At 49.7% G+C, this 20,978-nt stretch carries 21 protein-coding genes; 8 read left to right on the top strand and 13 right to left on the bottom strand.

Annotated features, from left to right (window positions below):
• Nucleotides 1–386 precede the first annotated feature (386 nt).
• The 9 genes from ACO0LC_RS00635 to glpK all read right to left on the bottom strand — a co-directional run bounded on the left by ACO0LC_RS00635 (nt 387) and on the right by glpK (nt 8,594).
• On the bottom strand, nt 387–737 hold the full coding sequence (locus ACO0LC_RS00635; RefSeq protein ID WP_422999584.1) for a hypothetical protein: 351 nt from the start codon (nt 735–737) through the stop codon (nt 387–389).
• A 69-nt stretch (nt 738–806) separates the two neighbouring features.
• A complete protein-coding gene (locus ACO0LC_RS00630; RefSeq protein ID WP_422999582.1) occupies nt 807–2,087 on the bottom strand; it encodes a glycosyltransferase in 1,281 nt (426 codons plus the stop codon).
• 82 nt (nt 2,088–2,169) lie between these two features.
• On the bottom strand, nt 2,170–2,679 hold the full coding sequence (locus tag ACO0LC_RS00625) for a DUF2059 domain-containing protein (protein ID WP_422999580.1): 510 nt from the start codon (nt 2,677–2,679) through the stop codon (nt 2,170–2,172).
• A gap of 349 nt (nt 2,680–3,028) precedes the next feature.
• The gene (locus ACO0LC_RS00620) at nt 3,029–3,253 is read right to left on the bottom strand and encodes a hypothetical protein (protein WP_422999578.1); all 225 of its coding nucleotides are present in this window, start codon (nt 3,251–3,253) and stop codon (nt 3,029–3,031) included.
• Nucleotides 3,254–3,567: 314 nt separating this feature from the next.
• Nucleotides 3,568–4,692, bottom strand: a complete 1,125-nt coding sequence (locus ACO0LC_RS00615; RefSeq protein ID WP_422999576.1) for a hypothetical protein — start codon at nt 4,690–4,692, stop codon at nt 3,568–3,570.
• 6 nt (nt 4,693–4,698) lie between these two features.
• Nucleotides 4,699–5,913, bottom strand: a complete 1,215-nt coding sequence (locus tag ACO0LC_RS00610) for a DUF3419 family protein (protein ID WP_422999574.1) — start codon at nt 5,911–5,913, stop codon at nt 4,699–4,701.
• A gap of 153 nt (nt 5,914–6,066) precedes the next feature.
• Nucleotides 6,067–6,474: a hypothetical protein gene (locus ACO0LC_RS00605; protein WP_422999572.1), complete on the bottom strand. Its 408-nt coding sequence runs from the start codon at nt 6,472–6,474 to the stop codon at nt 6,067–6,069.
• Nucleotides 6,475–6,516: 42 nt separating this feature from the next.
• Nucleotides 6,517–7,059: an SRPBCC family protein gene (locus tag ACO0LC_RS00600; protein WP_422999570.1), complete on the bottom strand. Its 543-nt coding sequence runs from the start codon at nt 7,057–7,059 to the stop codon at nt 6,517–6,519.
• 65 nt (nt 7,060–7,124) lie between these two features.
• Entirely contained in the window at nt 7,125–8,594 is a 1,470-nt protein-coding gene (glpK, locus tag ACO0LC_RS00595; RefSeq protein ID WP_422999568.1) for a glycerol kinase GlpK, read from the bottom strand.
• 175 nt (nt 8,595–8,769) lie between these two features.
• Between glpK and ACO0LC_RS00590 the strand changes: the two genes are divergently transcribed.
• The gene (locus tag ACO0LC_RS00590; RefSeq protein ID WP_422999566.1) at nt 8,770–9,054 is read left to right on the top strand and encodes a hypothetical protein; all 285 of its coding nucleotides are present in this window, start codon (nt 8,770–8,772) and stop codon (nt 9,052–9,054) included.
• A gap of 44 nt (nt 9,055–9,098) precedes the next feature.
• Here ACO0LC_RS00590 and ACO0LC_RS00585 read toward each other — a convergent pair whose 3' ends face one another.
• The 4 genes from ACO0LC_RS00585 to ACO0LC_RS00570 all read right to left on the bottom strand — a co-directional run bounded on the left by ACO0LC_RS00585 (nt 9,099) and on the right by ACO0LC_RS00570 (nt 11,686).
• The gene (locus ACO0LC_RS00585; RefSeq protein WP_422999564.1) at nt 9,099–9,545 is read right to left on the bottom strand and encodes an FKBP-type peptidyl-prolyl cis-trans isomerase; all 447 of its coding nucleotides are present in this window, start codon (nt 9,543–9,545) and stop codon (nt 9,099–9,101) included.
• Between the two features lie 156 nt (nt 9,546–9,701).
• Complete coding sequence (locus ACO0LC_RS00580; RefSeq protein WP_422999562.1) at nt 9,702–9,977, bottom strand: hypothetical protein; 276 nt, start codon at nt 9,975–9,977, stop codon at nt 9,702–9,704.
• Nucleotides 9,977–10,705, bottom strand: coding sequence for a substrate-binding periplasmic protein (locus tag ACO0LC_RS00575; protein ID WP_422999560.1), 729 nt, complete (start codon nt 10,703–10,705; stop codon nt 9,977–9,979). Before ACO0LC_RS00575 ends, ACO0LC_RS00580 begins: the two co-directional genes overlap by 1 nt.
• A 96-nt stretch (nt 10,706–10,801) precedes the next feature.
• Nucleotides 10,802–11,686, bottom strand: a complete 885-nt coding sequence (locus ACO0LC_RS00570; protein WP_422999558.1) for a LysR family transcriptional regulator — start codon at nt 11,684–11,686, stop codon at nt 10,802–10,804.
• A gap of 113 nt (nt 11,687–11,799) precedes the next feature.
• Between ACO0LC_RS00570 and ACO0LC_RS00565 the strand changes: the two genes are divergently transcribed.
• The 7 genes from ACO0LC_RS00565 (at nt 11,800) to ACO0LC_RS00535 (ending at nt 20,976) form a co-directional block, all read left to right on the top strand.
• Nucleotides 11,800–13,296: a CoA-acylating methylmalonate-semialdehyde dehydrogenase gene (locus ACO0LC_RS00565; protein WP_422999556.1), complete on the top strand. Its 1,497-nt coding sequence runs from the start codon at nt 11,800–11,802 to the stop codon at nt 13,294–13,296.
• An 836-nt stretch (nt 13,297–14,132) separates the two neighbouring features.
• Complete coding sequence (locus ACO0LC_RS00560; RefSeq protein WP_422999554.1) at nt 14,133–15,170, top strand: NAD(P)H-dependent flavin oxidoreductase; 1,038 nt, start codon at nt 14,133–14,135, stop codon at nt 15,168–15,170.
• A gap of 19 nt (nt 15,171–15,189) precedes the next feature.
• Entirely contained in the window at nt 15,190–16,809 is a 1,620-nt protein-coding gene (locus ACO0LC_RS00555; protein ID WP_422999552.1) for a GMC family oxidoreductase, read from the top strand.
• 176 nt (nt 16,810–16,985) lie between these two features.
• Entirely contained in the window at nt 16,986–17,759 is a 774-nt protein-coding gene (locus ACO0LC_RS00550) for an ABC transporter ATP-binding protein (protein WP_422999550.1), read from the top strand.
• Nucleotides 17,756–18,478: an ABC transporter ATP-binding protein gene (locus ACO0LC_RS00545; protein WP_422999548.1), complete on the top strand. Its 723-nt coding sequence runs from the start codon at nt 17,756–17,758 to the stop codon at nt 18,476–18,478. The genes ACO0LC_RS00550 and ACO0LC_RS00545 overlap by 4 nt, the downstream gene beginning before the upstream one ends.
• An 83-nt stretch (nt 18,479–18,561) precedes the next feature.
• Complete coding sequence (locus ACO0LC_RS00540) at nt 18,562–19,782, top strand: ABC transporter substrate-binding protein (RefSeq protein WP_422999546.1); 1,221 nt, start codon at nt 18,562–18,564, stop codon at nt 19,780–19,782.
• Between the two features lie 309 nt (nt 19,783–20,091).
• Complete coding sequence (locus ACO0LC_RS00535; RefSeq protein ID WP_422951691.1) at nt 20,092–20,976, top strand: branched-chain amino acid ABC transporter permease; 885 nt, start codon at nt 20,092–20,094, stop codon at nt 20,974–20,976.
• Nucleotides 20,977–20,978: the final 2 nt, after the last annotated feature.

Here is a 20,978-nt window from a genome sequence, read left to right as displayed (position 1 = left end):
CATAAACGAGTGATTGGTGTCGAATATGATAAAAGTCTTCATTAAGCTCGAATAGTCGCGTAATCCTGGCAACAATGAACACGGCTGAAAGCCAGGCAGGACGTGGCTTTACGCATTTTTTATTTTTATTTTTTTACTCTGGGTGCGCGAAGTATTCGCGTTTTAAATGGCTATGTGGACTGGGAAAGCAGGATGGCGCAGGCTAAATTGACCGCTACAGATTACATCTGCATGAGCTGAAAAGCTGTTTACTATCCGTAGCAAGCGACAGCGGGGTCTGGGTAATATGCGGGATAACATGCAGGGCAACATAAGCACAGAGCAAAAAGCACAATGTCCTCTGCATGGATAAGCATCTTGTATTAAATTTGCTTATTTAACGCCTGTTATTCATCATTTTCAGCTAAATATTTTTTATTTAACTCAATGACATCATCAATGATTGCTAGTTTATCTTGCCCCAGCTTTTGTAATTCTTCGCGCTTGATCAAGTTTTCCAGCACCAGCCGGGCAAACAGTAAGGGCAATTGTGAATAACGATAATCATATTTGTCGTCTATTCCTCGTCTTGCATGATGAAGAAAGCGTTCTGTTTCCCATAGATCGTCAGGTGTAGTGGCAGCAAGCGCAAGTTCTTTGAATCTTGCCATGGTCGCAGCCAGTTCTTTTTGCAATGCGATATCAAAAACAGCCCGTGCAATTTTCTTTTCTGTATCTGACCATTTCAAGTCGTGCATAAAAAAGCTCCTAAAAATAAGCTGTGGATAAGTTTTCGTATATTTTGCAGAAAAAATTGACGACTTATTTTATTGCTTAATTTTCACCGTTTCAATCACATCGCATAAAGATTTTGCATGAGCTGTGTTGGTGAATTTTTTGACGACCAATGCACAATTGCTTTTAACTTCTACTGAATTCAGCAATTCTTGCAAACTGGCCGACAATTTACGGGTATTCAGGCGTGACATGCGTAAAAGCTCACCTACACCCAATTTTTTCACACGTGCAGCATTATCAAATTGATCAAATGCCAGAGGAGTGAGCAACTGTGGTGTGCCTGCCCTTAAGGCTTCAGCCGTTGTCCCTATGCCACCATGGTGAATGATGGCAGCGGCATGCGGCAAGATACTGCGCAAGGGTAGATAGCTTTGCCAGAGTATTTCGGCTGGTAATTCTTTTGCCAGCTGCTCCCTGTGTGGAGTCAGGAAAATAGCCCTGCCCCCCAGTTTTTTGACTGCTTGCAATGCACAGTCAAAATAATGAGCTGCCTGTAAATTACCACTGCCCGGTGTAAAAAGCAGTGGCGCCTGGCCAGCCGCCAGGAATTTTTGCAACTCTGTGGATAAGTTTGTATCAGGCTGGCTGTCATATAGCTGAAAGTCCCCCATGTACATGGGTACAGGCCAATCAGCCTGTACCGGGGCAAACCATTCCGGGAAAAGGCTGATATTCAGATCCGGCACGGCATACATATGGCTGGCCATGCTGGCTATGGGTGCTAAATGTCTGGTCTGGCGAGCTTGATTGATGATGGGCAAAGCGACAGGATCAACAAAATTCTTGTCTACATAAGACCACAGAAAACGCCGTATACCTGCTGGCAGCCAACTGGGGATAAATAAATCCCCCATGACCAGGGGATCATGGATGGTTCTTAAATTGGAAGGAGCCAGATAAGCAGCAATGATGGCGATATCAGGACGAAAGCTGCGTATCAAGTCTGCTGCCAATAATCCAAGAGGATGGACTACCAATACGCATTCCTGCTCCGCAGGCAAAGCCGCGATATAGTCAGGGATGGCAGTGAAAATACTCTTGCTAGCTTCGAGTACGACTGTCATGCCCTTGCGTATATCCCACATATCCGGGTTACGCAATGCCGCTTCATAGTCGGTCTCTGTACCCAGGGTCTGGTAGTCTATGCCTGCCAATTTTGCATGTTTTGCATGTACTGGCGAAAGCAGCATGGTGACTTGATGACCACGACGCTGCATTTCTATCGCCATGCTTAATGAAGGAAATATATCCCCCAGCGTTCCCAGTCCGACAAAAATAAAATGTTTCAATTTCGAGACAGGGGAGCTCATGAGCAGGAATTTGTTAATGTTTCAGTAAATTTATTAAAATCGCTAATTCACCGCAATCGTGCAGCTAAATAAGGAAATTAATTTATTTCTTTTGTTCCAGCTTGTGCATGTCTTCTTCCATTTCCATGGCAGCTGCGAGTATTTTGTCCATCATGGGTGCCATTTTTTGCTGCATGCCAGACATGCTCTGTTGCATCATTCCTGGCATTTTGTTGATAAAAGATTTGCCTGCGGGTGATTTATAGAAAGCGCTAATGCCATCAACATCTTCCTGGCTCAAAGAATTGCTATAAATCTCTATGAAAACAGGCTCCAGTTTTTCCCAGGTCATCTCTTCCCTGTGGATAAACACGACCTTATCCCGGAACTTATCCATGATGGCTTGCTGCTCAGCAGTGACTGCTTTGTCCTTGAGCGCTTTCGACATCATGGTTTTCATCATGCCGTCCATCTGCGCTTCGATACTGTTCAACATTTGCTGACTATTTGCCAATACCAGCAATTCCTTGACGGATGCTTGCGTGGGTTTTTCTGCGTAGGCAGAAGCACTTGCCAGCAGGGTGACAAAGAACAGATTTGACCAGAGCTTCATGGAAAGTTTCCTTTCATTTGAATGAGTTACGGATTCTACGACAGTTTTTTGCTTTTGTTTATTTGCCTTTTTTTGAGGTGTGAATACCTTTAGATTGAATAAGTTTATATATAAATAGTAGTAGTTGTTAACGTAGGCATGTTGCTGTGGATAAGTCGGTAAACATCCACAGGATCAATAGTTTAGGCAAATGATAAAGCGGTGATCAAAGTCTGTATATCCACAGGACAAAATCTGCACAGTAAACTTACCAGTGAGTAAACGCAGACTTACACACAATAGATACAGTGGATATCGACGTACTTATCCACAGAATTTTTTTAAAAAATGTTGTTTTTCGATGGAAATTTCACAAAAAAGACGGTTTTATAAGTTTGCAGGCAAGGTTTTTAAGGAAAAGACTGCCGCAGTGTGATTTTGCAAAGACCTTTCTTGTTTTTAAACCTGGGTAATTTTCCAGACTTGAATTGACCTGTAAAAAAAACAGGTTTTTTTGAGACCAAGGAATTTTTTTAATAAAAGCTTGCAAGCAGTTTTTAAAAATTTCTACATCGTGTTCTTTTTTTAAAGCCATTTCAATTTTGATCAAAACCAGATTTTTTTAAAAAATTTCCAGGTTTTCCAAAAAGAGTTTAATTAAGATAATTAGTTTATATGTACATAGTAGTAGTAGTTAACGTCGTGATTTTTTGTGGATAAGTCTGTATTTATCCACAAAAACAAATACTTAGTTCATGTATAGATGTACTGATAAGTCCTGTATGAAAAAAGGACGGTTTTGGGATAACAAATCTTTGTCTGCAGTTTTAGCAGGTTTTGCACACTTCATCCTGTGGATATGCATAGGTTTATCCACAGATAGAATTCATGTATTACCAGGTTTAAAACCTAGAGGCGATCGGCTTTTTTCAGTATTGCTGGCGCAAAACTAGTGAGTAAACGGCCAAATATCGCTGTGCTTTGTACTGCAGTTGTGGATAAATGACGGTTATAAATGGCGGTATATTCAAGCTCAGGCATGCCACCACGAGCACGTTTGAACTGGCTGGCACCTGAGCTGTAATGCAGTTTCAGCTTCTTTTCCCTGGCTGTTTTGAGTAATAAAGCCATCAAGCGCCGGTATAAACCCAGCTCTTTTGGCAGGCTGGTGTCATAACCTATCAAAGGCGTCGTCAGCCAGCCATTCTCATGGTGGCTATATAAACCAATGACACCGACGAGGCGACCTTGCCAGCGTAAGGCATGCATTTCCAGGAACTGGGTTTCCAGACAAAGTTCAAAGAAGGCCGGACTGAAAGCAGGATTGAGGTAACAGTGCTTGTCCAGGAAAAGTTGGCGGTATAACTCTTGCAACACCGGGATATCTTGCATTTGCAAGGCCTCATGGCTCAGTACTTCGACCTCAGGATGATGCAGTAAACGGGCATCCTGCTTGACATGATTATGCTTCCAGACGCTGGCCAGTTGTGGATCGCATAAATAAACCATGCGCGAAGGCAGTAATTGCCAGCCACTGCCTAGCAAGCTGTTTGTCAGTCCAGGATTCACTTGTGGACAGATATTGCGCATCATCAGCGGGCGCTGTGGATAAGTAGTTGCTAATTTATCTGTTAGCTCGCTGATCTCGTTACTGGTCCAGTCTGGATACAAATTGGTAGAAACCAGGTGATTGGCCACGATGGCTGCCTGGTCCAGCTTGCTGGCTTTAAGCAAGGCTGATAATGGTGCAAAAATGGCACAGCCAGCCAATTTGAGCAAAGCCCTCATATTGGGCTGGACCTGGCCCAGCATTTCCTGGCGTGGATAACGCAACCAGGTAGAGCGTGGGCTGGACACATAGCTTTCCTGCCAGGAACTGTGTTCCAGCAGGCTGACAGGCTGGCTTTGTCCGGCTATATCGATGGTGGCGATGTCACAGCTGGCATTGTTAAGCCAGTGTTGACCACCACGGGAACGCGCAGTGAGCAGCCACAGGGCATCAGCCACCACGCGTGGCGGTAATGAAGTATGCACGAGTGTTTACATCTTGGTATACAGGTGCATGCCACCATAGATGGCAGAGCGGTCAGTAGCATACAGGGCGCGGTTATGTAGAACATCGGTATGCCAGGTCGCCAGTATCTCTGGTGCCAATTTGGTTTCCAGTGGCGATGTGCTGCCACCAGTGCGGAACACTACTTTGGCACCTGGGGCGGCTGTGCGGTTCACTTCTTGCCAGAGTTCAGACAATTGCCTTTCATCCATCCAGTCCTGGGCATCCAAAAAGAGGTAGGCATCCATGGAGGCCCGTGGCTGACCTTGCAAAAAGCCGGTCAGGGTTTGATGGTGGGCATGCAGTCGGTCTATATTGCGACGCAGAGTATGAAAATGTTCTTGCTGCAAATACATGGGCAGGGCAGCCTGCTTTTTAGTGTCATAGCGGCGGCCAAATGCCTGTTGGGCAAAGCAGTTTTCTTCCAGTGGAAAATCACAGGCCAGATGGCGCATTCTTTCCTTGAACAATAAATGCAAGCCATCTTTGGCGTCATGCTTCAATTCAGCAAATTGGGAAGGTGGTATACCAAGGCTATACAGGGCCAGGGGTTGACTGGCGATGAGGCGGAATAAACGGGTTTCAAAAACCGGGGCGACATATTGTTCAAACAATTGCGCTTGTTCCTGCAGGTTTTTTGCCTGCAGGAGTTTGCTCATGTCACCTCCCATGAGGCGTACAAAGAAATGGGCAAAACCAATGAAGTTGCCCAGCAAGCCATGTTGATAAGCCTGCCTGGTGAAGTAATGGTAGCGAGGTTTGCCTGATAAAGAGCGGCTTTCCCAGAAGTTGCTGGCATCATCCGACAATTGCATGCGTATATGACGCTTATAGCGTTTCAGGTTATCTGGCTTGTCGGCATTGCCCAGAAAAGCCAGTACCGCATCATAATCAGGCAAATGCCTGATGGCAGTTTGCTTGATATTGAGCATGGCCAGGTGGGCAGCATTCAAATCCACGGCATGCACAGCGGCAGGTTCTGCCGATAAATAAGCCAGGGCATTGCATCCACCGGAAGAAATGGTCAGGATATTCGCGCCAGGTTTGAGTTGCAGGGCATCCAGATCGGCTTGTGGATCTTCCCAGATCTGGGCATACACGAGGCGGCTGAACCAGTGGGCAAACAGTTTGTCTGCCAGGCCCTTGCGGCCAGACGTGGTGGAATTAAAAACGGCGCTGTCTATCAGGGCTTTTGTGGACATGCTGGTCTCCGCTTATGTTTTGGATAAGGAAGACTTTAGGATGTGCAGGTGACAGGCAAGTGACAGACTGATGAAGTTTATGTGAAAAACAGATAAGAAAACCACAAAAAAAAGCATGAATAAAAATTCATGCTTTTTTAGGGAGCTAAGTTATCACCTGCTTCCGCGTTCTGTGGAGAAGCGCCGGCGTTTGGCTTTGATAAACAGCAATAGTTGATAGGCAAAATACAGCGAGGCAAGCACGGGCATGGAGGCCACCAGTATCCACAAGCCGCCAGCCAGGGGAACAGGACCGGACCAGACTTGGATGGCAACATCTGGTTTAGTGCTTTTCTGCTGTGCTAGCTGCTTGGGGGTGTCAATTTGCACACCTGCATTTTGCCTGGGTAATTCTTCGGGAGCGACTACAAATACCGCCTGGGAACCCAGAGCCGGGCTGGCTGTAGTGGAGGGAGTCGCGGCCTTGCTTTCGACGGTGGCAAAAACGGTATGGACTGGTGTTGCCAGCAAGAGTGGCAACACCAGGGATAAAATCCGGGTCGGGGAAAACTTGAATTTCATTGATACATTCGGTAGAGGAAAATACGCTAGCCAGACAGGCTGCTAGTTTTGCACATAATTTTTCTCAGCCAGCTTTTTCAGATTACTCAAGCCAGCTTCAAAATCAGGGCCCACCATTTTATCCATAAATGGCGCAAATAGCTTCATCATTAAATTCCCTTCACTGGTACCTTGCATGGTCCAGGTAATTTTAGTGCCCTGGGCTTGTGCTTCCAGCAAGAAAGCGCCTGTAGATGGCTTGCCCATGCCTTCAAAATGTAATTCATAGTCTATGATGCGATTTGGGCCTACATGGGTGATCTTCATGCCGCCATTACCTTGTGACTTGCTTTTCCATTCCCAGGCGGCATCTGCGCCAGATTCTGGTCCGGAAAATTCTAGTTTCATGTCGGGATCACGCTGGTTCCAGACTGACCAGTTTTTCCATTCCTTGGGGCTGGCTATCATGGGGAAGAGTAATGCCGGTGTGGAACGTATCACGACACTGCGGCTGACCTTGTATTCATTGGGCAAGGAATAGGCTATCGCCAGTATCAATGCAATTGCAATAAGCAGTATGCCTGCTGACCATTTGATGATCTTCATTTTTATTCTCCGTTCTTTCATCTGTTAATAAAGTACCTATCCAGGGTATGGATATGTGGCACGGATTATCTTACTTTTCCTACGGCGACTTCCCAGTTTTGCATGAGATTGGTTGCTTCGTCGCGGCTCATGGATGGGCTGAATTGCCTGTCCATTTGCCATTGTGCTGCGCATTCTTCCATATTTTGATAAATACCGACAGCCAGACCTGCCAGATAGGCCGCGCCCAGGGCCGTGGTTTCTGTGACTTTGGGACGTATTACGGGTATGCCCAATAAATCAGCCTGGAATTGTAGCAACATATTATTGGCTGCCGCACCACCATCTACCCGCAATTCACGGATGGGGAATACCGCGTCCCTGACCATGGCCTGCAATAGGGCAGTACTTTGAAAGGCAATGGATTCGAGTGCGGCCCGGGCAATATGCGCAACCGTACTGCCGCGGCTCAGACCCAGGATGGCACCTTTGGCCGCAGGCACCCAGTAAGGTGCTCCCAGGCCGGTGAAGGAGGGTACAAAGACCACACCACCAGAATCGGGCACGGTGGCGGCCAGTTGTTCCACATCGGGCGAATGCTGTATGGCTTTCAAGCCATCCCTGAGCCATTGCACTACGGCGCCGCCTATGAAGACACTGCCCTCGAGTGCATATTGGGCAGGGCCATCAGTCTGACAGGCGGCCGTGCTGATCAAGCCATTTTGCGAATGCGGGCATTGCTCGCCTGTATGCATGAGCATGAAGCAACCCGTGCCATAAGTATTTTTTGCCATGCCTGGGGTAAAACAAGCCTGGCCAAACAGGGCCGCCTGCTGGTCACCGGCGATACCGGCGATGGGAATGGCAGCACCCAGCAAGCTGGTTTGCCCAAACTTGTGGCTGGAGGGTAAAACCTCGGGCAAGACGGCTTTGGGAATGTCAAACCAGGCCAGCAATTCTTCATCCCACTTGCCCTCATGGATGTTGTACAGCATGGTGCGCGAAGCATTGCTGACATCGGTGACATGCAATTTACCTTCACTGAGTTGCCAGGCCAGCCAGCTGTCTATGGTACCAAAGGCCAGTTCACCTGCCAGTGCACGACGGCGGGCATCCGGCAGCTCATCGAGCAGCCATTTCAGCTTGGTGGCAGAAAAATAAGGATCGAGTATCAAGCCAGTTTTTGCCTGTATGCGTTCGGCATAGCCTTGCTGACGCAACTCATCGCAATAGGCTTCGGTACGGCGGTCTTGCCAGACAATGGCATGGTACAAGGGCTGCCCGCTTTTCCTGTCCCACAATACCGTGGTTTCGCGTTGATTGGTGATGCCTATGGCAGCGATGTCATTTGCCTGCAAACCCGCTTTGCGCATGACTTGCTGGCAGGTGGCAAACTGACTTTGCCAGATTTCCATGGCCTCATGTTCTACCCAGCCCGGTTGCGGGAAAATCTGGCGAAACTCTTGCTGGGCGGTGGCTATCACTTCACCCCGGTGATTGAAGATGATGCTGCGCGAACTGGAGGTGCCCTGGTCTAGTGCAAGCAGATATGTCATAAAAATTCCTGATGCGTCTGGCCGCTCATGAAAGAAGTGCGGGACAACACAGATTGAAAATATTCAGGCTGATGTTGACGTCTCGTTACAAATTAAGTCTGTTGTGTAATGGCAAACAGAGTTGAATTTGATATAGTAGATTATTAATTTAATATTAAGCAAGAAAGGCAATTTTGTGCCGGGTTTACTCAATTTTTCTTTATCTTTGCTGGTGCTGCTGCTGATGGGTTTTGGCACCATGCGCAAAAGCCGTCGCTTGATCGTCCTGGCATTTTTTGCCATGGTCGCTGTTTGCCTGGTTGCCTGGTATCAGTATATTTTCCCCACGGGTTTGAGTCCTCTGTTTTTTGCGGGAACTTTAGCGACCGTTTTGGCCATCTCGATTTTCTTTTACGCGATTTATTCCTATGACTCGATGTGGCCAGAAATGCCAGAAAATAAAGGTAAGCCGGCCTCTTGATACAGGCCAGCAAGCACGCCACAGGCGTCTAATACCCCAGGCGTTTACTTTACATCCAGCAATTCAATATCAAATATTAAATACGAATTTGGTGGTATCAGGCCATTGCCTGCACCTGCCGCGCCATATGCCAGTTCTGGCGGAATAATCAGGGTGCGTTTGCCACCCACCTTCATGCCAGCAACGCCTTGCTCCCAGCCTTTGATGACACGACCAGCGCCTACGGTAAATGAAAATGGCTGTTGACCCACCGAGCTATCAAATTTTTTACCACGCTCCCTGTTGGCGAAGGGGTCGTGTATCCAGCCTGTGTAATGTACATTCACAGAACTTCCTATGATGGCTTCTTTTCCTGTGCCGACTTTTTCATCGATTTTTGTGAGTTTGCTGACGACTACACTATCAGGTGCTTGTGCTTGGGCAGTCGATGTGGGCAAGATGCCAGTCAACAGCGCGCTGGCGAGCAGGGCGCTGAGGCAAGTGTATTTCATACAGTTTTCCTTATAAAAATATGATTGCAAAACTGCCGGTGCCAGATGCCAGCCGGGATTTCAGGCAAGCTCTGGCTTGTCCATGAAATGACAGGAGATCTTGCAGCTGCAATTTTGCGTATATATTAATTAATAATGGGCTTGCTGTGTTGCCTATTACTTTTGCTTGGCGGCCTGGAGTTTTTTTTCAAAGGCGATATCGAGCTTGCTGGCTTTTTTGGGCACCAGTTTTTGCAGGCTGTTGACGTAGGCGACAAATTCATCCATTTCCATGGCCTCACTGACGCTGACTGGTAATTCATCTGGTTGTTCCAGATTGGCCAGGGTCAGGGAAAAGCGGCCATCGGCGAGGCTGACCATGGAATAGGGGGCATTATTGCTGCGCTCACGCAGGCGATTGACGGCATGGGCGGCCTTGGTTGATCTGGCCATTATTTAATTCCGTATTTGCGTGTAATTTTTTCCATGGTGCCGTCGTTATCCAGCTCTTTGTTGATTTTGTTGTATAGCTCTATGCGTTGCTTGTCCATGCGGGCGTTGCATAACATATTCAATTCCTGGCTTTTGTATTTAATGGCACGCACAATATCATTGGCAAATCCCAGCTGCTGGGCAATGACCATACCATGCGCTTCTGAGACTATCCAGTAACGCAGCCGGTTATTGACCAGGAGACGTGGATTGTCTTCATCCTGATTCGAGAATTCTATCTTATAGCCTTGTTCGCTGAGCTGCATGCCGGTCGCTGCATTTTTGTACGAGCCTATGGAATAGGGTTTGGCATCTTCAAAATTTTTCAATAGTAGGCTATCGGTTTTGCGGCCATACAACACCCAGTTGTCAGTCACTAGCGGGCCCACCCATTTATACAGGTTTTCCCTCTCGGGCGTACGGCGAAAACCAAACAAACAAGTATTGTCGTCATTGAGGGTGGAATTCAGACCGCGCGCCAGTGAGGTGCTGCTGATGGTGTAGCTATCGCCAGCCCGTTTCAGGATTTCCTGTATTTTTTCAGTCAGGGCCCCCTGAATTTCTCCAGTTTTGACATCGGTATGCGTGAAAGGTGCAAATTCCTGTATCAGCAATTTGATCGTATCTGCATGGCTGATGGCAGGCGCGATGGCCAGACAGCAAACCAGGCTGGATTTCAAGGATTTCACGACGCAGGTTTCCGATGAAGATAATCTTTGGAAATATACCGCTGAATTTGCCGCAAGGGCAGATATTTTCTCCTGATTGATGGCTGTGCCCACAGTCTAGGCCCAGATCGTTTTCAATAAGGCAAAACTAGCTGCGATCATGGCTTCATTTTGTCGTTTTTCCTGACAGATGAAACTCAATTCTGTCGTGATGCTGACTGCGTCAGCGATCACCAGGCCATGGGCATGGGCTTCGCGTATGGCGATGGAATCACGTATCAGGCTCAGGCCCACACCAGACTTGACCAGGTCCAGCATGCTGGGTTCCTGGTCTACTAGGGCAACTTTATTAGGAATGACATCAAGTTCAACGAAGATTTTGCTTAATAGACGATGATGGGCAGATTCTGCCGGTGTCCACAACCACGGCAAACTGGCCAGGCTGGCCCAGCCCTGACCAGCTACCCGGTGTTTCCAGCCATAGGGTGCCACCACGCGATAAGTAAATGGCGTCAGCACCAGGCTATGACAGGGTGTTTTGCCATCATCTGGCGGCTGGCCCAGATAAAACCCCACATCCAGGCTGCCAGCCCGTACTTGTTGCAAGACTGTGCCTGACATGCCTTGCTGCAATTTTGTGGATAACTGTGGATAAGTCTCGACCAGGCGTTTCAAAAACACCCCGAGGCGGGTGAACTCGGGATCCAGTATTGTCCCTATCGCCAGCTCCCCAGAAATGGTGCTGTGCAAGGCCTGCGCCGTCTGGCGAAATTCGCCCATGCTGGCGATGACTTTTTCTGCCAGCGGTAATAACCTGGCTCCGTCATTGGTCAGGCGCATGCCGCTGGCACTGCGTGTGAATAAAGTCAGTTGCAAGTTCTCTTGCAGGGATTTGATTTGCAGACTGACGGCAGGCTGGGTCACATGCAATTGCTCTGCCGCCCGGGTCAGGTTGGCTGCCCTGGCGACAGCGACAAAAGCACGTAATTGTGTCAAGTCCATTATTAGCAATCCTTATATTGCTATTGATAATAACTCATTGGATTTACTGTGGGTAGTCGATTATTGTCATGCATATCTTTCCGGATTACGGAACTTACCCCCAAGGTTTACTTATGACATCCACAATTGCGCATTATATGAATGGCCAGGTTTATGCATCTGGCAGTGCTCGCCAGCAAGATGTATTCAATCCTGCCACTGGCGAAGTGACAGGCAGTGTTGCCCTCGCCAGCGTAGACGAAGTACATGCCGTCATTGCCGCTGCCAAAGCGGCCGCACCGGCCTGGGCAGAAACTGCGCCGCTAAAACGTGCTCGTGTAATGTTCAAGTTCAAGGAATTGCTGGACCAGCATCATAAGGAAATGGCGACTCTGATCACCCGTGAACATGGCAAGGTCTTGTCGGATGCCATGGGTGAAGTCACACGCGGCATAGAAATCGTCGAATTTGCCTGCGGCATGCCGCAATTGCTGAAGTCACAGTTCTCGGACAATATTGGTGGCGGCATAGATAATTACAACCTGCGCCAGCCGCTGGGTGTGACGGCAGGCATTACACCTTTCAACTTCCCCTTCATGGTACCGATGTGGATGGCACCGCTGGCGATAGCGACGGGCAATACCTTCATTTTGAAGCCGTCTGAGCGCGATCCTTCCTGCTCTTTGCTGATAGCTGAGCTGCTCAAAAAAGCCGGTTTGCCGGATGGTGTTTTCAATGTCGTGCAGGGTGATAAAGTCGCTGTCGATGCATTGCTGCAGCACCCCGATGTGTCTGCCATTTCTTTCGTAGGTTCCACACCTATCGCTGAATACATCTACAGCGAAGGCACGCGTATGGGCAAGCGCGTGCAGGCTCTGGGCGGTGCAAAAAACCATCTGGTCGTCATGCCTGACGCCAACCTCGAACAAGCCGTCGATGCCCTGATGGGCGCAGCCTATGGCTCTGCCGGTGAACGCTGCATGGCGATCTCGGTCGCTGTTGCCGTTGGTAATGTGGCTGACAAACTTGTCGAGGCTTTAGTACCGAGGGTTAAGGCTTTGAAGATCAAGAATGGCATGGAGTCTGATGCTGAAATGGGCCCGGTCGTGACAGCCCAGCACAAGGCAAAAATTGAATCTTATATCGCTGAAGGCATAGCCGAAGGCGCGCAACTGCTGGTCGATGGCCGTGGCCTGGAAGTGCCCGGCCATGAAGAGGGTTTCTTTCTTGGCGGCTGCCTGTTTGACCACGTCAAAGAGGGTATGAAAATACACCGCGAAGAAATTTTTGGCCCGGTCCTGTGCGTAGTCCGCGTCCCTGATTTTGCTTCCGCTGTTGAACTCATCAACCGTCATGAATTTGGTAACGGCGTGTCCTTGTTTACCTCGGATGGCAACACTGCCCGCGAATTCTCGCGCCGCATCCAGGTTGGTATGGTGGGCATTAATGTGCCTATCCCTGTGCCGATGGCATGGCATTCTTTTGGTGGCTGGAAGCGTTCTTTGTTTGGCGATGTGCATGCCTATGGCGAAGAGGGCATACGCTTTTATACGCGCTATAAATCCATCATGCAGAGGTGGCCGGATAGCATAGATAAAGGGGCGGAGTTTACGATGCCAGTGGCGAAGTAGCGGCGAGCTGGCTCCTTCTCCTTCAAGGAGAAGGTCGGGATGAGGATGAGGTTCTGTCGATAAATGGCAATCAGATTGTCGTCGCTCCTGCGAAGGCAGGAGCCCAGCGGCGTTCGTTGTGTTTGCCGTGCTTTGATTAAAACGATTGCCCTTCGTAGACACAAGCCGGGTCTCGGCCCGGCGCCCGAAATACTTTCTTTGCTTCGCCAAAGAAAGTATTCAAAGAAAGGCGACCGCAGACTCGCCCTTCGGGTGCTTACGCTACGCTTCAGCATAATTTGTGCATCACAAAAAATGGGAAAGCTTCGAAACTCGCTGCGCTCAAACAACGAAGCTTTCTGATCCATTTTCCGTGAAGCACAAATTACATCGTCCCAAGCGGATTAAGATCAAAAACAGAGTCAAAAGCAACGTCAATGCGACCGCTATGCATATGTCATGGAGAATGGTCAATTAACCTGTGTTTTGGGGTTGCTGTTGTTTTTGACGTTAGTAGTTCCGATGTGTCGATGCCTTTGCTGCAAGGCAGAAAATGGAAAAAGAAATGGCCGCTGTTTGAGCGTAGCGAGTTTCGGACATTTCCCATTTTTTGACTTGCAGCAAAGGGAACCCCCTTCAGGGGGCAGCGACGCCTCGGTCGCCTTTTTTCGCTTACCTTTTTTGGCGAAGCAAAAAAGGTGAGTAGCTGTCGGGCTACCCCCGACCTGCAATCGCAATACAGTGACAGAAGTATGTAAATGGGTTAGCGTACAAAAACTTAATTTATACATGATCAAGAAAGCTCAATTTCCTTATTACCAGCAATTCACAACATTAACTTGACCCGGAGCCTCCAAATGTCCAGCCTGCCAACCCTCTGCCCCCACCCCATCATCCAAGCCCCCATGGCCGGTGGCGCCACCACCCCGGAACTGGTGGCCGCAGTGTCCAATGCAGGCGGCCTGGGCTCTCTGGCAGCCCCCTTGCTGACCCCGCTAGCCATCATAGAACAGGCTGAACACATCAGAAGACTGACGGACAAACCCTTCGCCATCAACCTGTTCGTGCAGACTCGCCCACAAGTCGATTTTGCCGCGCTGGAAGCTGCCAAACTCTTGCTGCAACCAGTTTGTGAAGAACTGGGCTGGGACAACTTGCCTACACCAACCCGCTGGTGCGAAGACTTTGAAGCCCAGCTCGATGCTCTGATCACAGCCCGCCCTGCGGTCGCCAGCTTTACCTTCGATGTCTTGCACGGCAGCCAGTTGCAACGTCTGCATGATGCGGGAATAAAAGTGGTGGGTACTGCCACTAACTTGCAGGAAGCCATCGTCTGGCAAGCCATGGGGGCAGATGCTGTCTGCCTGCAAGGGGTGGAGGCCGGTGGTCACCGTGGTACTTTCATTGGTGCGCAAAAAGAGTCAACCCTGGGCCTGTCGGCCTTGCTGGACGCTTGCAAGCCGCATATGCAGGTGCCCATCATCGCTGCTGGCGGCATCATGGATGGCAGGCAGATCAAACAAATGCTGCAGGCGGGAGCGCAGATGGTGCAAATGGGTACTGCCTTCCTGACGACAAAAGAATCGGCGATACATCCAGCTTACAAACAAGGTCTGCTGGAAAGCACAAGTGACACCACACGCCAGACCCGTGCTTTTTCTGGCCGTATTGCACGTGGCATCGACAACCACTTTATGCAAACCATGGATGCGGTTGCAGATAAAGTGCCCGCCTATCCCATACAGAATGCATTGACGGGGGCGATACGCGCAGCCGCTGCCAAGGCGAACAACACCGGCCTGATGTCGATGTGGGCCGGGCAGGGCATGGCTGCAGTGAGAGATTTGAGCGTGGCAGAACTGATGGCTGCGCTGGTCGCGGAAATGCAGGCTTAATAAACAACAAGGAAACGGTATGGAAGCAGCAGGACAGTTTGATTACATCGTCGTCGGTGCCGGTACTGCAGGTTGCGTATTGGCAAACCGCCTCAGCAAGAATCCTGAGAATAGGGTTTTGTTGATAGAAGCGGGTGGCAAGGATGATTATGTGTGGATACATATTCCCGTTGGTTATCTGTACTGTATCAATAATCCGCGCACAGACTGGATGTTACGTACCGAGGCAGAAGCAGGCCTGAATGGCCGCAGCCTGATTTATCCGCGTGGCAAGGTGCTGGGTGGCAGTTCATCCATCAATGGCATGATTTATATGCGCGGCCAGGAAAGGGATTACCGGCAATGGGCAGAGCTGACAGGTGACGATAGCTGGCGCTGGGAGCAGGTCTTGCCACTGTTCAAGAAGAGCGAAGATCACCATGGCAGTGATGCAGAATTCCACGGCAAGGGCGGTGAATGGCGGGTAGAGAAACAAAGGCTGTCATGGGAAATCCTCGATGCTTTCCGCAATGCGGCAGCAGAGGTAGGCATACCAAATAGTGATGACTTTAACCGTGGCAATAATGAAGGTTGCGGCTATTTTGATGTGAACCAAAAACGTGGCGTGCGCTGGAATGCTTCCAAGGCTTTTCTGAAACCGGCGGCTGAACGCCCCAATCTGACCATCATGACAGGCTGCCAGGTGCAAAAGCTGGTCATCAGGAATGATGAACAAGGCAAGCGTTGCACAGGGGTGGAATTCATAGGCGGTGGCCGTAGCTGGTTTGCCGAGTCCATGAAAGAAACCGTGCTGGCAGCCGGTGCCATAGGCTCACCACAGATTTTGCAATTGTCGGGCATAGGCGATGCGGCACATTTGCAACAGGCTGGAGTAGATGTTGTACATGAATTGCCGGGTGTTGGCGGCAATCTCCAAGACCATTTGCAGATACGGTCGGCGTTCAGGATCACCGGTGCCAAAACACTCAACAAGATGGCCAACAGCTTGATAGGCAAGGCGCGCATAGGTCTGGAATATGCCTTGTTTCAGAGCGGCCCGATGTCCATGGCACCATCACAACTGGGCGCATTTACCCGCTCGGATGCCACCCAGGCGACACCGAATTTGCAATACCATGTGCAACCTTTGTCGCTGGAAAAGTTTGGCGACCCCCTGCATGATTTTCCGGCATTTACCGCTAGTGTCTGCAATCTGCGCCCTACTTCGCGTGGTCATGTGCGCATAGCCAGCAATGATGCGGCGGCCGCGCCGAAGATAGTACCCAATTACCTGACTACTGCGGAAGACCGCAAGATCGCTGCTGACTCGCTGAAGCTAACCCGCAAGATCATCGCCGCGCCTTCCTTGCAAAAATATCAGCCTGAAGAAATGAAGCCTGGTGTACAGTTCCAGACGGAAGAAGAACTGGCGAGGGCCGCAGGGGATATAGGCACGACGATCTTCCACCCGGTAGGCACTTGCAAAATGGGACGTGCAGATGATGTACTGGCGGTAGTCGACTGCAGCTTGCGCGTGTTAGGCATCGCTGGCCTGCGTGTGGCTGATGCTTCCATCATGCCGACTATAACTTCAGGTAATACCAACTCACCGACTGTGATGATTGCAGAGAAGGCAGCGCAGAGTATATTGGGAAAATGAAGGCTTGCAATTTCTGCGTGGAATTACTTACAGTAGTTATACCGTATTGTTTAGAAATCCATTTGCTGGGTACTATAAAAAGCTAATATAAAAAACTTCCAAAAAAATAAGGAAGTGTTGTCGCGTTGGATGTAGTGGGAATTTAAATACCATAAGCCAGACAATAAGGAGAAGAGATGACCGACGTCATCCTGGAGACTAAGCGCTTGACCAAAGAGTTCAAGGGCTTTACCGCTGTAAGCGATGTCAATTTGCAGGTACAGCGTGGGCATATCCACGCCCTGATCGGCCCTAACGGTGCCGGCAAGACTACCTGTTTCAATTTGCTGACCAAATTTCTTGTCCCGACTTCGGGACAAATCCTGTTCAATGGCCGCGATATCACCTCGGCCAAACCGGCCCAGATTGCGCGTCAGGGCATCATACGTTCTTTCCAGATCTCGGCAGTGTTTCCGCATCTGACCGTCATGGAAAACGTGCGCATAGGCTTGCAAAGAAAGCTAGGCACATCCTTTCATTTCTGGAAAAGTGCGCAGTCGCTGAACCAGCTCAATGCGCGTGCCATGGAATTGCTGGCCGAAGTTGACCTGACTTCATTTGCCGACACAGTGACAGTAGACTTGCCCTATGGCCGCAAGCGTGCGCTGGAAATCGCCACGACCCTGGCGATGGAGCCTGAAATGATGCTGCTGGATGAACCCACGCAAGGCATGGGTCATGAAGATGTGCACAGGGTGACCGAACTGATCAAGAAGGTGTCGGCTGGCCGTACTATTCTCATGGTGGAGCACAATATGAATGTGGTGTCAGGTATTTGCGACAAGATCTCGGTCTTGCAGCGCGGTGCCATGCTGGCCGAAGGCACGTACAAGGAAGTATCTACCAATCCCAAAGTCATGGAAGCCTATATGGGCAGTACCAGTGCTGAACTGGAAGGGGCGCATGCATGAGTGCTACAAGTACAAATCCTGCGCTGGAAATTACCGGCCTGCAAGCCTGGTATGGCGAATCGCATATCCTGCATGACGTGAATTTGAAAGTGAACCAGGGCGAAGTGGTCACCATACTCGGTCGCAATGGTGCCGGGCGCACGACCACCATGCGTGCCATCGTTGGCCTGACTGGCGCTCGCAAGGGTTCGATCAAGATCAATGGGCAAGAGGCTATCCACCTGCCTACCCATAAAGTGGCGCATCTGGGCGTAGGTTATTGCCCGGAAGAGCGGGGGATATTTTCATCCTTATCCACAGAAGAAAACCTGATGTTGCCACCCTCGGTGTCGAAAGATAACAAGGGTATGTCGGTGGCCGAGATTTATGAGATGTTCCCCAATCTGGCCGAGCGTAAAAACAGTCAGGGTACACGCCTGTCAGGTGGTGAACAACAGATGCTGGCGGTAGCGCGTATCTTGCGCACGGGGGCCCGTTTGTTACTGCTCGATGAAATTTCCGAAGGTCTGGCACCAGTCATTGTGCAGGCTTTGGCACGCATGATCACGATGTTGAAAGCCAAGGGGTATACCATCGTCATGGTGGAACAGAATTTCCGCTTTGCTGCTCCGCTGGCGGACAGGTTTTACGTCATGGAGCATGGGCAGATCGTTGAGAGTTTTGCGTCTGCGCAATTGCAGGAAAAAATGCCGGTCTTGAATGAGTTGTTGGGTGTGTAATTTGAGTGCTCAGGATGTGTAAGGTAACTGCCTCGCTGTCTTGGTGAAGCAGGATTGAATAAAAATATGATTGGAGAAGACGCATGAAAGCAACATTCACGAAATTAAAAGTAGCAAGTCTCGCTGTTTCCGCTGCACTGGCTGGCCTGGCGCTGAATGCAAATGCGCAAGTGTCTGGTGACGTGGTCAAGATCGGTTTCATCACCGATATTTCTGGCCTGTATTCTGATATCGATGGCCAGGGTGGAGCAGAAGCCATCAAGATGGCGATTGCCGATTTTGGTGGCACAGTGCTGGGCAAAAAAATTGAACTGGTCACAGCTGACCATCAAAACAAAGCCGATATCGCAGCCAGCCGCGCACGTGAATGGTTTGACCGTGATGGCGTAGATATGCTGATAGGTGGTACTAACTCCGGTACTTCTTTGTCGATGGCCAAAGTGGCCGCAGAAAAGAAACGCGTCTTTATTTCCATCGGCGCTGGCTCTGCCCGCCTGACCAATGAAGAATGCGCACCAACCACCGTGCATTATGCCTACGACACCGTGGCGCTGGCCAAGGGTACAGGTTCTGCTGTCGTTAAACAGGGGGGCAAGAGCTGGTATTTCCTGACTGCCGATTACGCTTTTGGCGCTTCACTGGAAAGTGACACTGCCAATGTTGTCAAAGCCAATGGCGGCACGGTGGCAGGTGCAGTGAAACACCCGCTGTCTGCTTCTGACTTTTCTTCTTTCCTGTTGCAGGCGCAAGCTTCCAAGGCACAAATCCTTGGCCTGGCAAATGCCGGCGGTGACACCATCAATGCGATTAAGGCTGCCAATGAATTTGGCGTCACCAAGACCATGAAACTGGCGGGTTTGCTGATGTTTATCAATGACATTCATTCCCTGGGTCTGAATGCCACGAATGGCATGTACCTGACCGATAGCTGGTACTGGAATCAAAACGAAGAAGCGCGTAAATGGTCACGCCGTTACTTCGAAAAAATGAAAAAAATGCCTTCCAGCCTGCAAGCAGCTGATTACTCGGCCACCCTGACTTACCTGAATGCTGTCAAGGCTGCGGGTACGGATGACACTGCAAAAGTCATGGAAAAACTGAAAAGCATGAAGGTCAATGACATGTATGCCAAAAACGGTTACATCCGCGGCGATGGCAGCATGATCCATGATATGTATCTCATGCAAGTGAAGTCCAGTGCTGAGTCGAAAGAGCCTTGGGATTATTACAAGGTGGCGCAGACGATTCCGGGTGAGCAAGCATTTACCACCAAATCCGAATCCAAATGCTCCCTCTGGAAGTGAAATCCAATTCTCGGGCGCATAGCGGCGTTGCAAAGCCTCGCAATACTAAAGTATTGCTGTGTTTTGCGCCTTGCTCTGCATCCCGATAATTGAATTTCAGCATTGCCGTTGTTTTACGGTGAAGGTCGCGGACTTTGTCGCGACCTTCCTGTTTGAAAAAATGAATGCCGTTCAGTTCAGGGGCTTTCACGAGAAAATTGCTTACTGATCAGCCAGGAAATAGCGGCTTTTCTCCTGATTTTCTCTGTGTCTCCGTGCCTCTGTGTTGAGAGGTATTCACCTTTCCATCCATTTTTTATTTAGCGTGCCATGGAAATATTTGGTATTCCGCTGCAAGCGATGCTGAGCCAGCTTTTGCTGGGCTTGGTCAACGGCTCGTTTTACGCGATGCTGTCTCTGGGGCTGGCTGTGATTTTTGGCTTGCTCAATGTGATTAACTTTGCCCATGGTGCCCTGTATATGATGGGTGCCTTCCTCGCGTGGATGGGCATGAATTATTTTGGCATCAATTACTGGGCCATGCTACTGCTCGCACCCTTGCTGGTGGGGCTGTTTGGTATCGTCATAGAAAAAACCATGCTGCGCTGGCTGTACAAGCTGGATCATCTGTATGGCCTGTTGCTGACCTTCGGTATCACGCTGATGCTGGAAGGGGTGTTCCGTTCCATCTATGGCGTATCCGGCCAGCCTTATCAAGTGCCGGAAGCGCTGACGGGGGCGACCAATCTTGGCTTCATGATCCTGCCTAATTATCGCGCCTGGGTGGTGGTGGCTTCGCTGGTAGTCTGCTTTGCGACCTGGTTCGTCATCGAAAAAACCAAGCTCGGTGCCTACCTGCGTGCGGGTACTGAAAACCCCAAACTGGTTGAAGCCTTTGGTGTCAATGTACCGTTGATGGTGACGCTGACTTATGGCTTTGGTGTGGCACTGGCCGCTTTTGCAGGCGTGCTGGCAGCGCCTGTCATACAGGTGTCGCCTTTGATGGGTTCCAACCTGATTATCACGGTGTTTGCGGTAGTGGTGATAGGCGGTATGGGCTCTATCCTGGGTTCGATTTTGACAGGCCTGGGCCTGGGCATTATCGAGGGTTTGACGCGGGTGTTTTATCCTGAACTGTCGGCAACCGTCGTGTTTATCGTCATGGCCATCGTCCTGATGATCCGCCCTGCCGGTTTGTTTGGTAAAGAAAAATAAAC

The organism is Undibacterium sp. JH2W (assembly GCF_049340425.1).
Taxonomy (GTDB): Bacteria; Pseudomonadota; Gammaproteobacteria; order Burkholderiales; family Burkholderiaceae_D; genus Undibacterium.
This window is presented reverse-complemented; position numbering and strand designations above follow the sequence as displayed.

What these genes read in the sequence shown, in the direction of transcription:
- ACO0LC_RS00610 (WP_422999574.1), bottom strand. Translation starts at nt 5,913, where the DNA reads ATGTCCACAAAAGCCCTGATAGACAGCGCCGTTTTTAATTCCACCACG.
- ACO0LC_RS00600 (WP_422999570.1), bottom strand. Translation starts at nt 7,059, where the DNA reads ATGAAGATCATCAAATGGTCAGCAGGCATACTGCTTATTGCAATTGCA.
- ACO0LC_RS00570 (WP_422999558.1), bottom strand. Translation starts at nt 11,686, where the DNA reads ATGGACTTGACACAATTACGTGCTTTTGTCGCTGTCGCCAGGGCAGCC.
- ACO0LC_RS00635 (WP_422999584.1), bottom strand. Translation starts at nt 737, where the DNA reads ATGCACGACTTGAAATGGTCAGATACAGAAAAGAAAATTGCACGGGCT.
- ACO0LC_RS00560 (WP_422999554.1), top strand. Translation starts at nt 14,133, where the DNA reads ATGTCCAGCCTGCCAACCCTCTGCCCCCACCCCATCATCCAAGCCCCC.
- ACO0LC_RS00630 (WP_422999582.1), bottom strand. Translation starts at nt 2,087, where the DNA reads ATGAGCTCCCCTGTCTCGAAATTGAAACATTTTATTTTTGTCGGACTG.
- ACO0LC_RS00580 (WP_422999562.1), bottom strand. Translation starts at nt 9,977, where the DNA reads ATGGCCAGATCAACCAAGGCCGCCCATGCCGTCAATCGCCTGCGTGAG.
- ACO0LC_RS00565 (WP_422999556.1), top strand. Translation starts at nt 11,800, where the DNA reads ATGACATCCACAATTGCGCATTATATGAATGGCCAGGTTTATGCATCT.
- ACO0LC_RS00585 (WP_422999564.1), bottom strand. Translation starts at nt 9,545, where the DNA reads ATGAAATACACTTGCCTCAGCGCCCTGCTCGCCAGCGCGCTGTTGACT.
- ACO0LC_RS00545 (WP_422999548.1), top strand. Translation starts at nt 17,756, where the DNA reads ATGAGTGCTACAAGTACAAATCCTGCGCTGGAAATTACCGGCCTGCAA.
- ACO0LC_RS00550 (WP_422999550.1), top strand. Translation starts at nt 16,986, where the DNA reads ATGACCGACGTCATCCTGGAGACTAAGCGCTTGACCAAAGAGTTCAAG.
- ACO0LC_RS00605 (WP_422999572.1), bottom strand. Translation starts at nt 6,474, where the DNA reads ATGAAATTCAAGTTTTCCCCGACCCGGATTTTATCCCTGGTGTTGCCA.
- ACO0LC_RS00620 (WP_422999578.1), bottom strand. Translation starts at nt 3,253, where the DNA reads ATGGCTTTAAAAAAAGAACACGATGTAGAAATTTTTAAAAACTGCTTG.
- ACO0LC_RS00625 (WP_422999580.1), bottom strand. Translation starts at nt 2,679, where the DNA reads ATGAAGCTCTGGTCAAATCTGTTCTTTGTCACCCTGCTGGCAAGTGCT.
- glpK (WP_422999568.1), bottom strand. Translation starts at nt 8,594, where the DNA reads ATGACATATCTGCTTGCACTAGACCAGGGCACCTCCAGTTCGCGCAGC.
- ACO0LC_RS00555 (WP_422999552.1), top strand. Translation starts at nt 15,190, where the DNA reads ATGGAAGCAGCAGGACAGTTTGATTACATCGTCGTCGGTGCCGGTACT.
- ACO0LC_RS00535 (WP_422951691.1), top strand. Translation starts at nt 20,092, where the DNA reads ATGGAAATATTTGGTATTCCGCTGCAAGCGATGCTGAGCCAGCTTTTG.
- ACO0LC_RS00540 (WP_422999546.1), top strand. Translation starts at nt 18,562, where the DNA reads ATGAAAGCAACATTCACGAAATTAAAAGTAGCAAGTCTCGCTGTTTCC.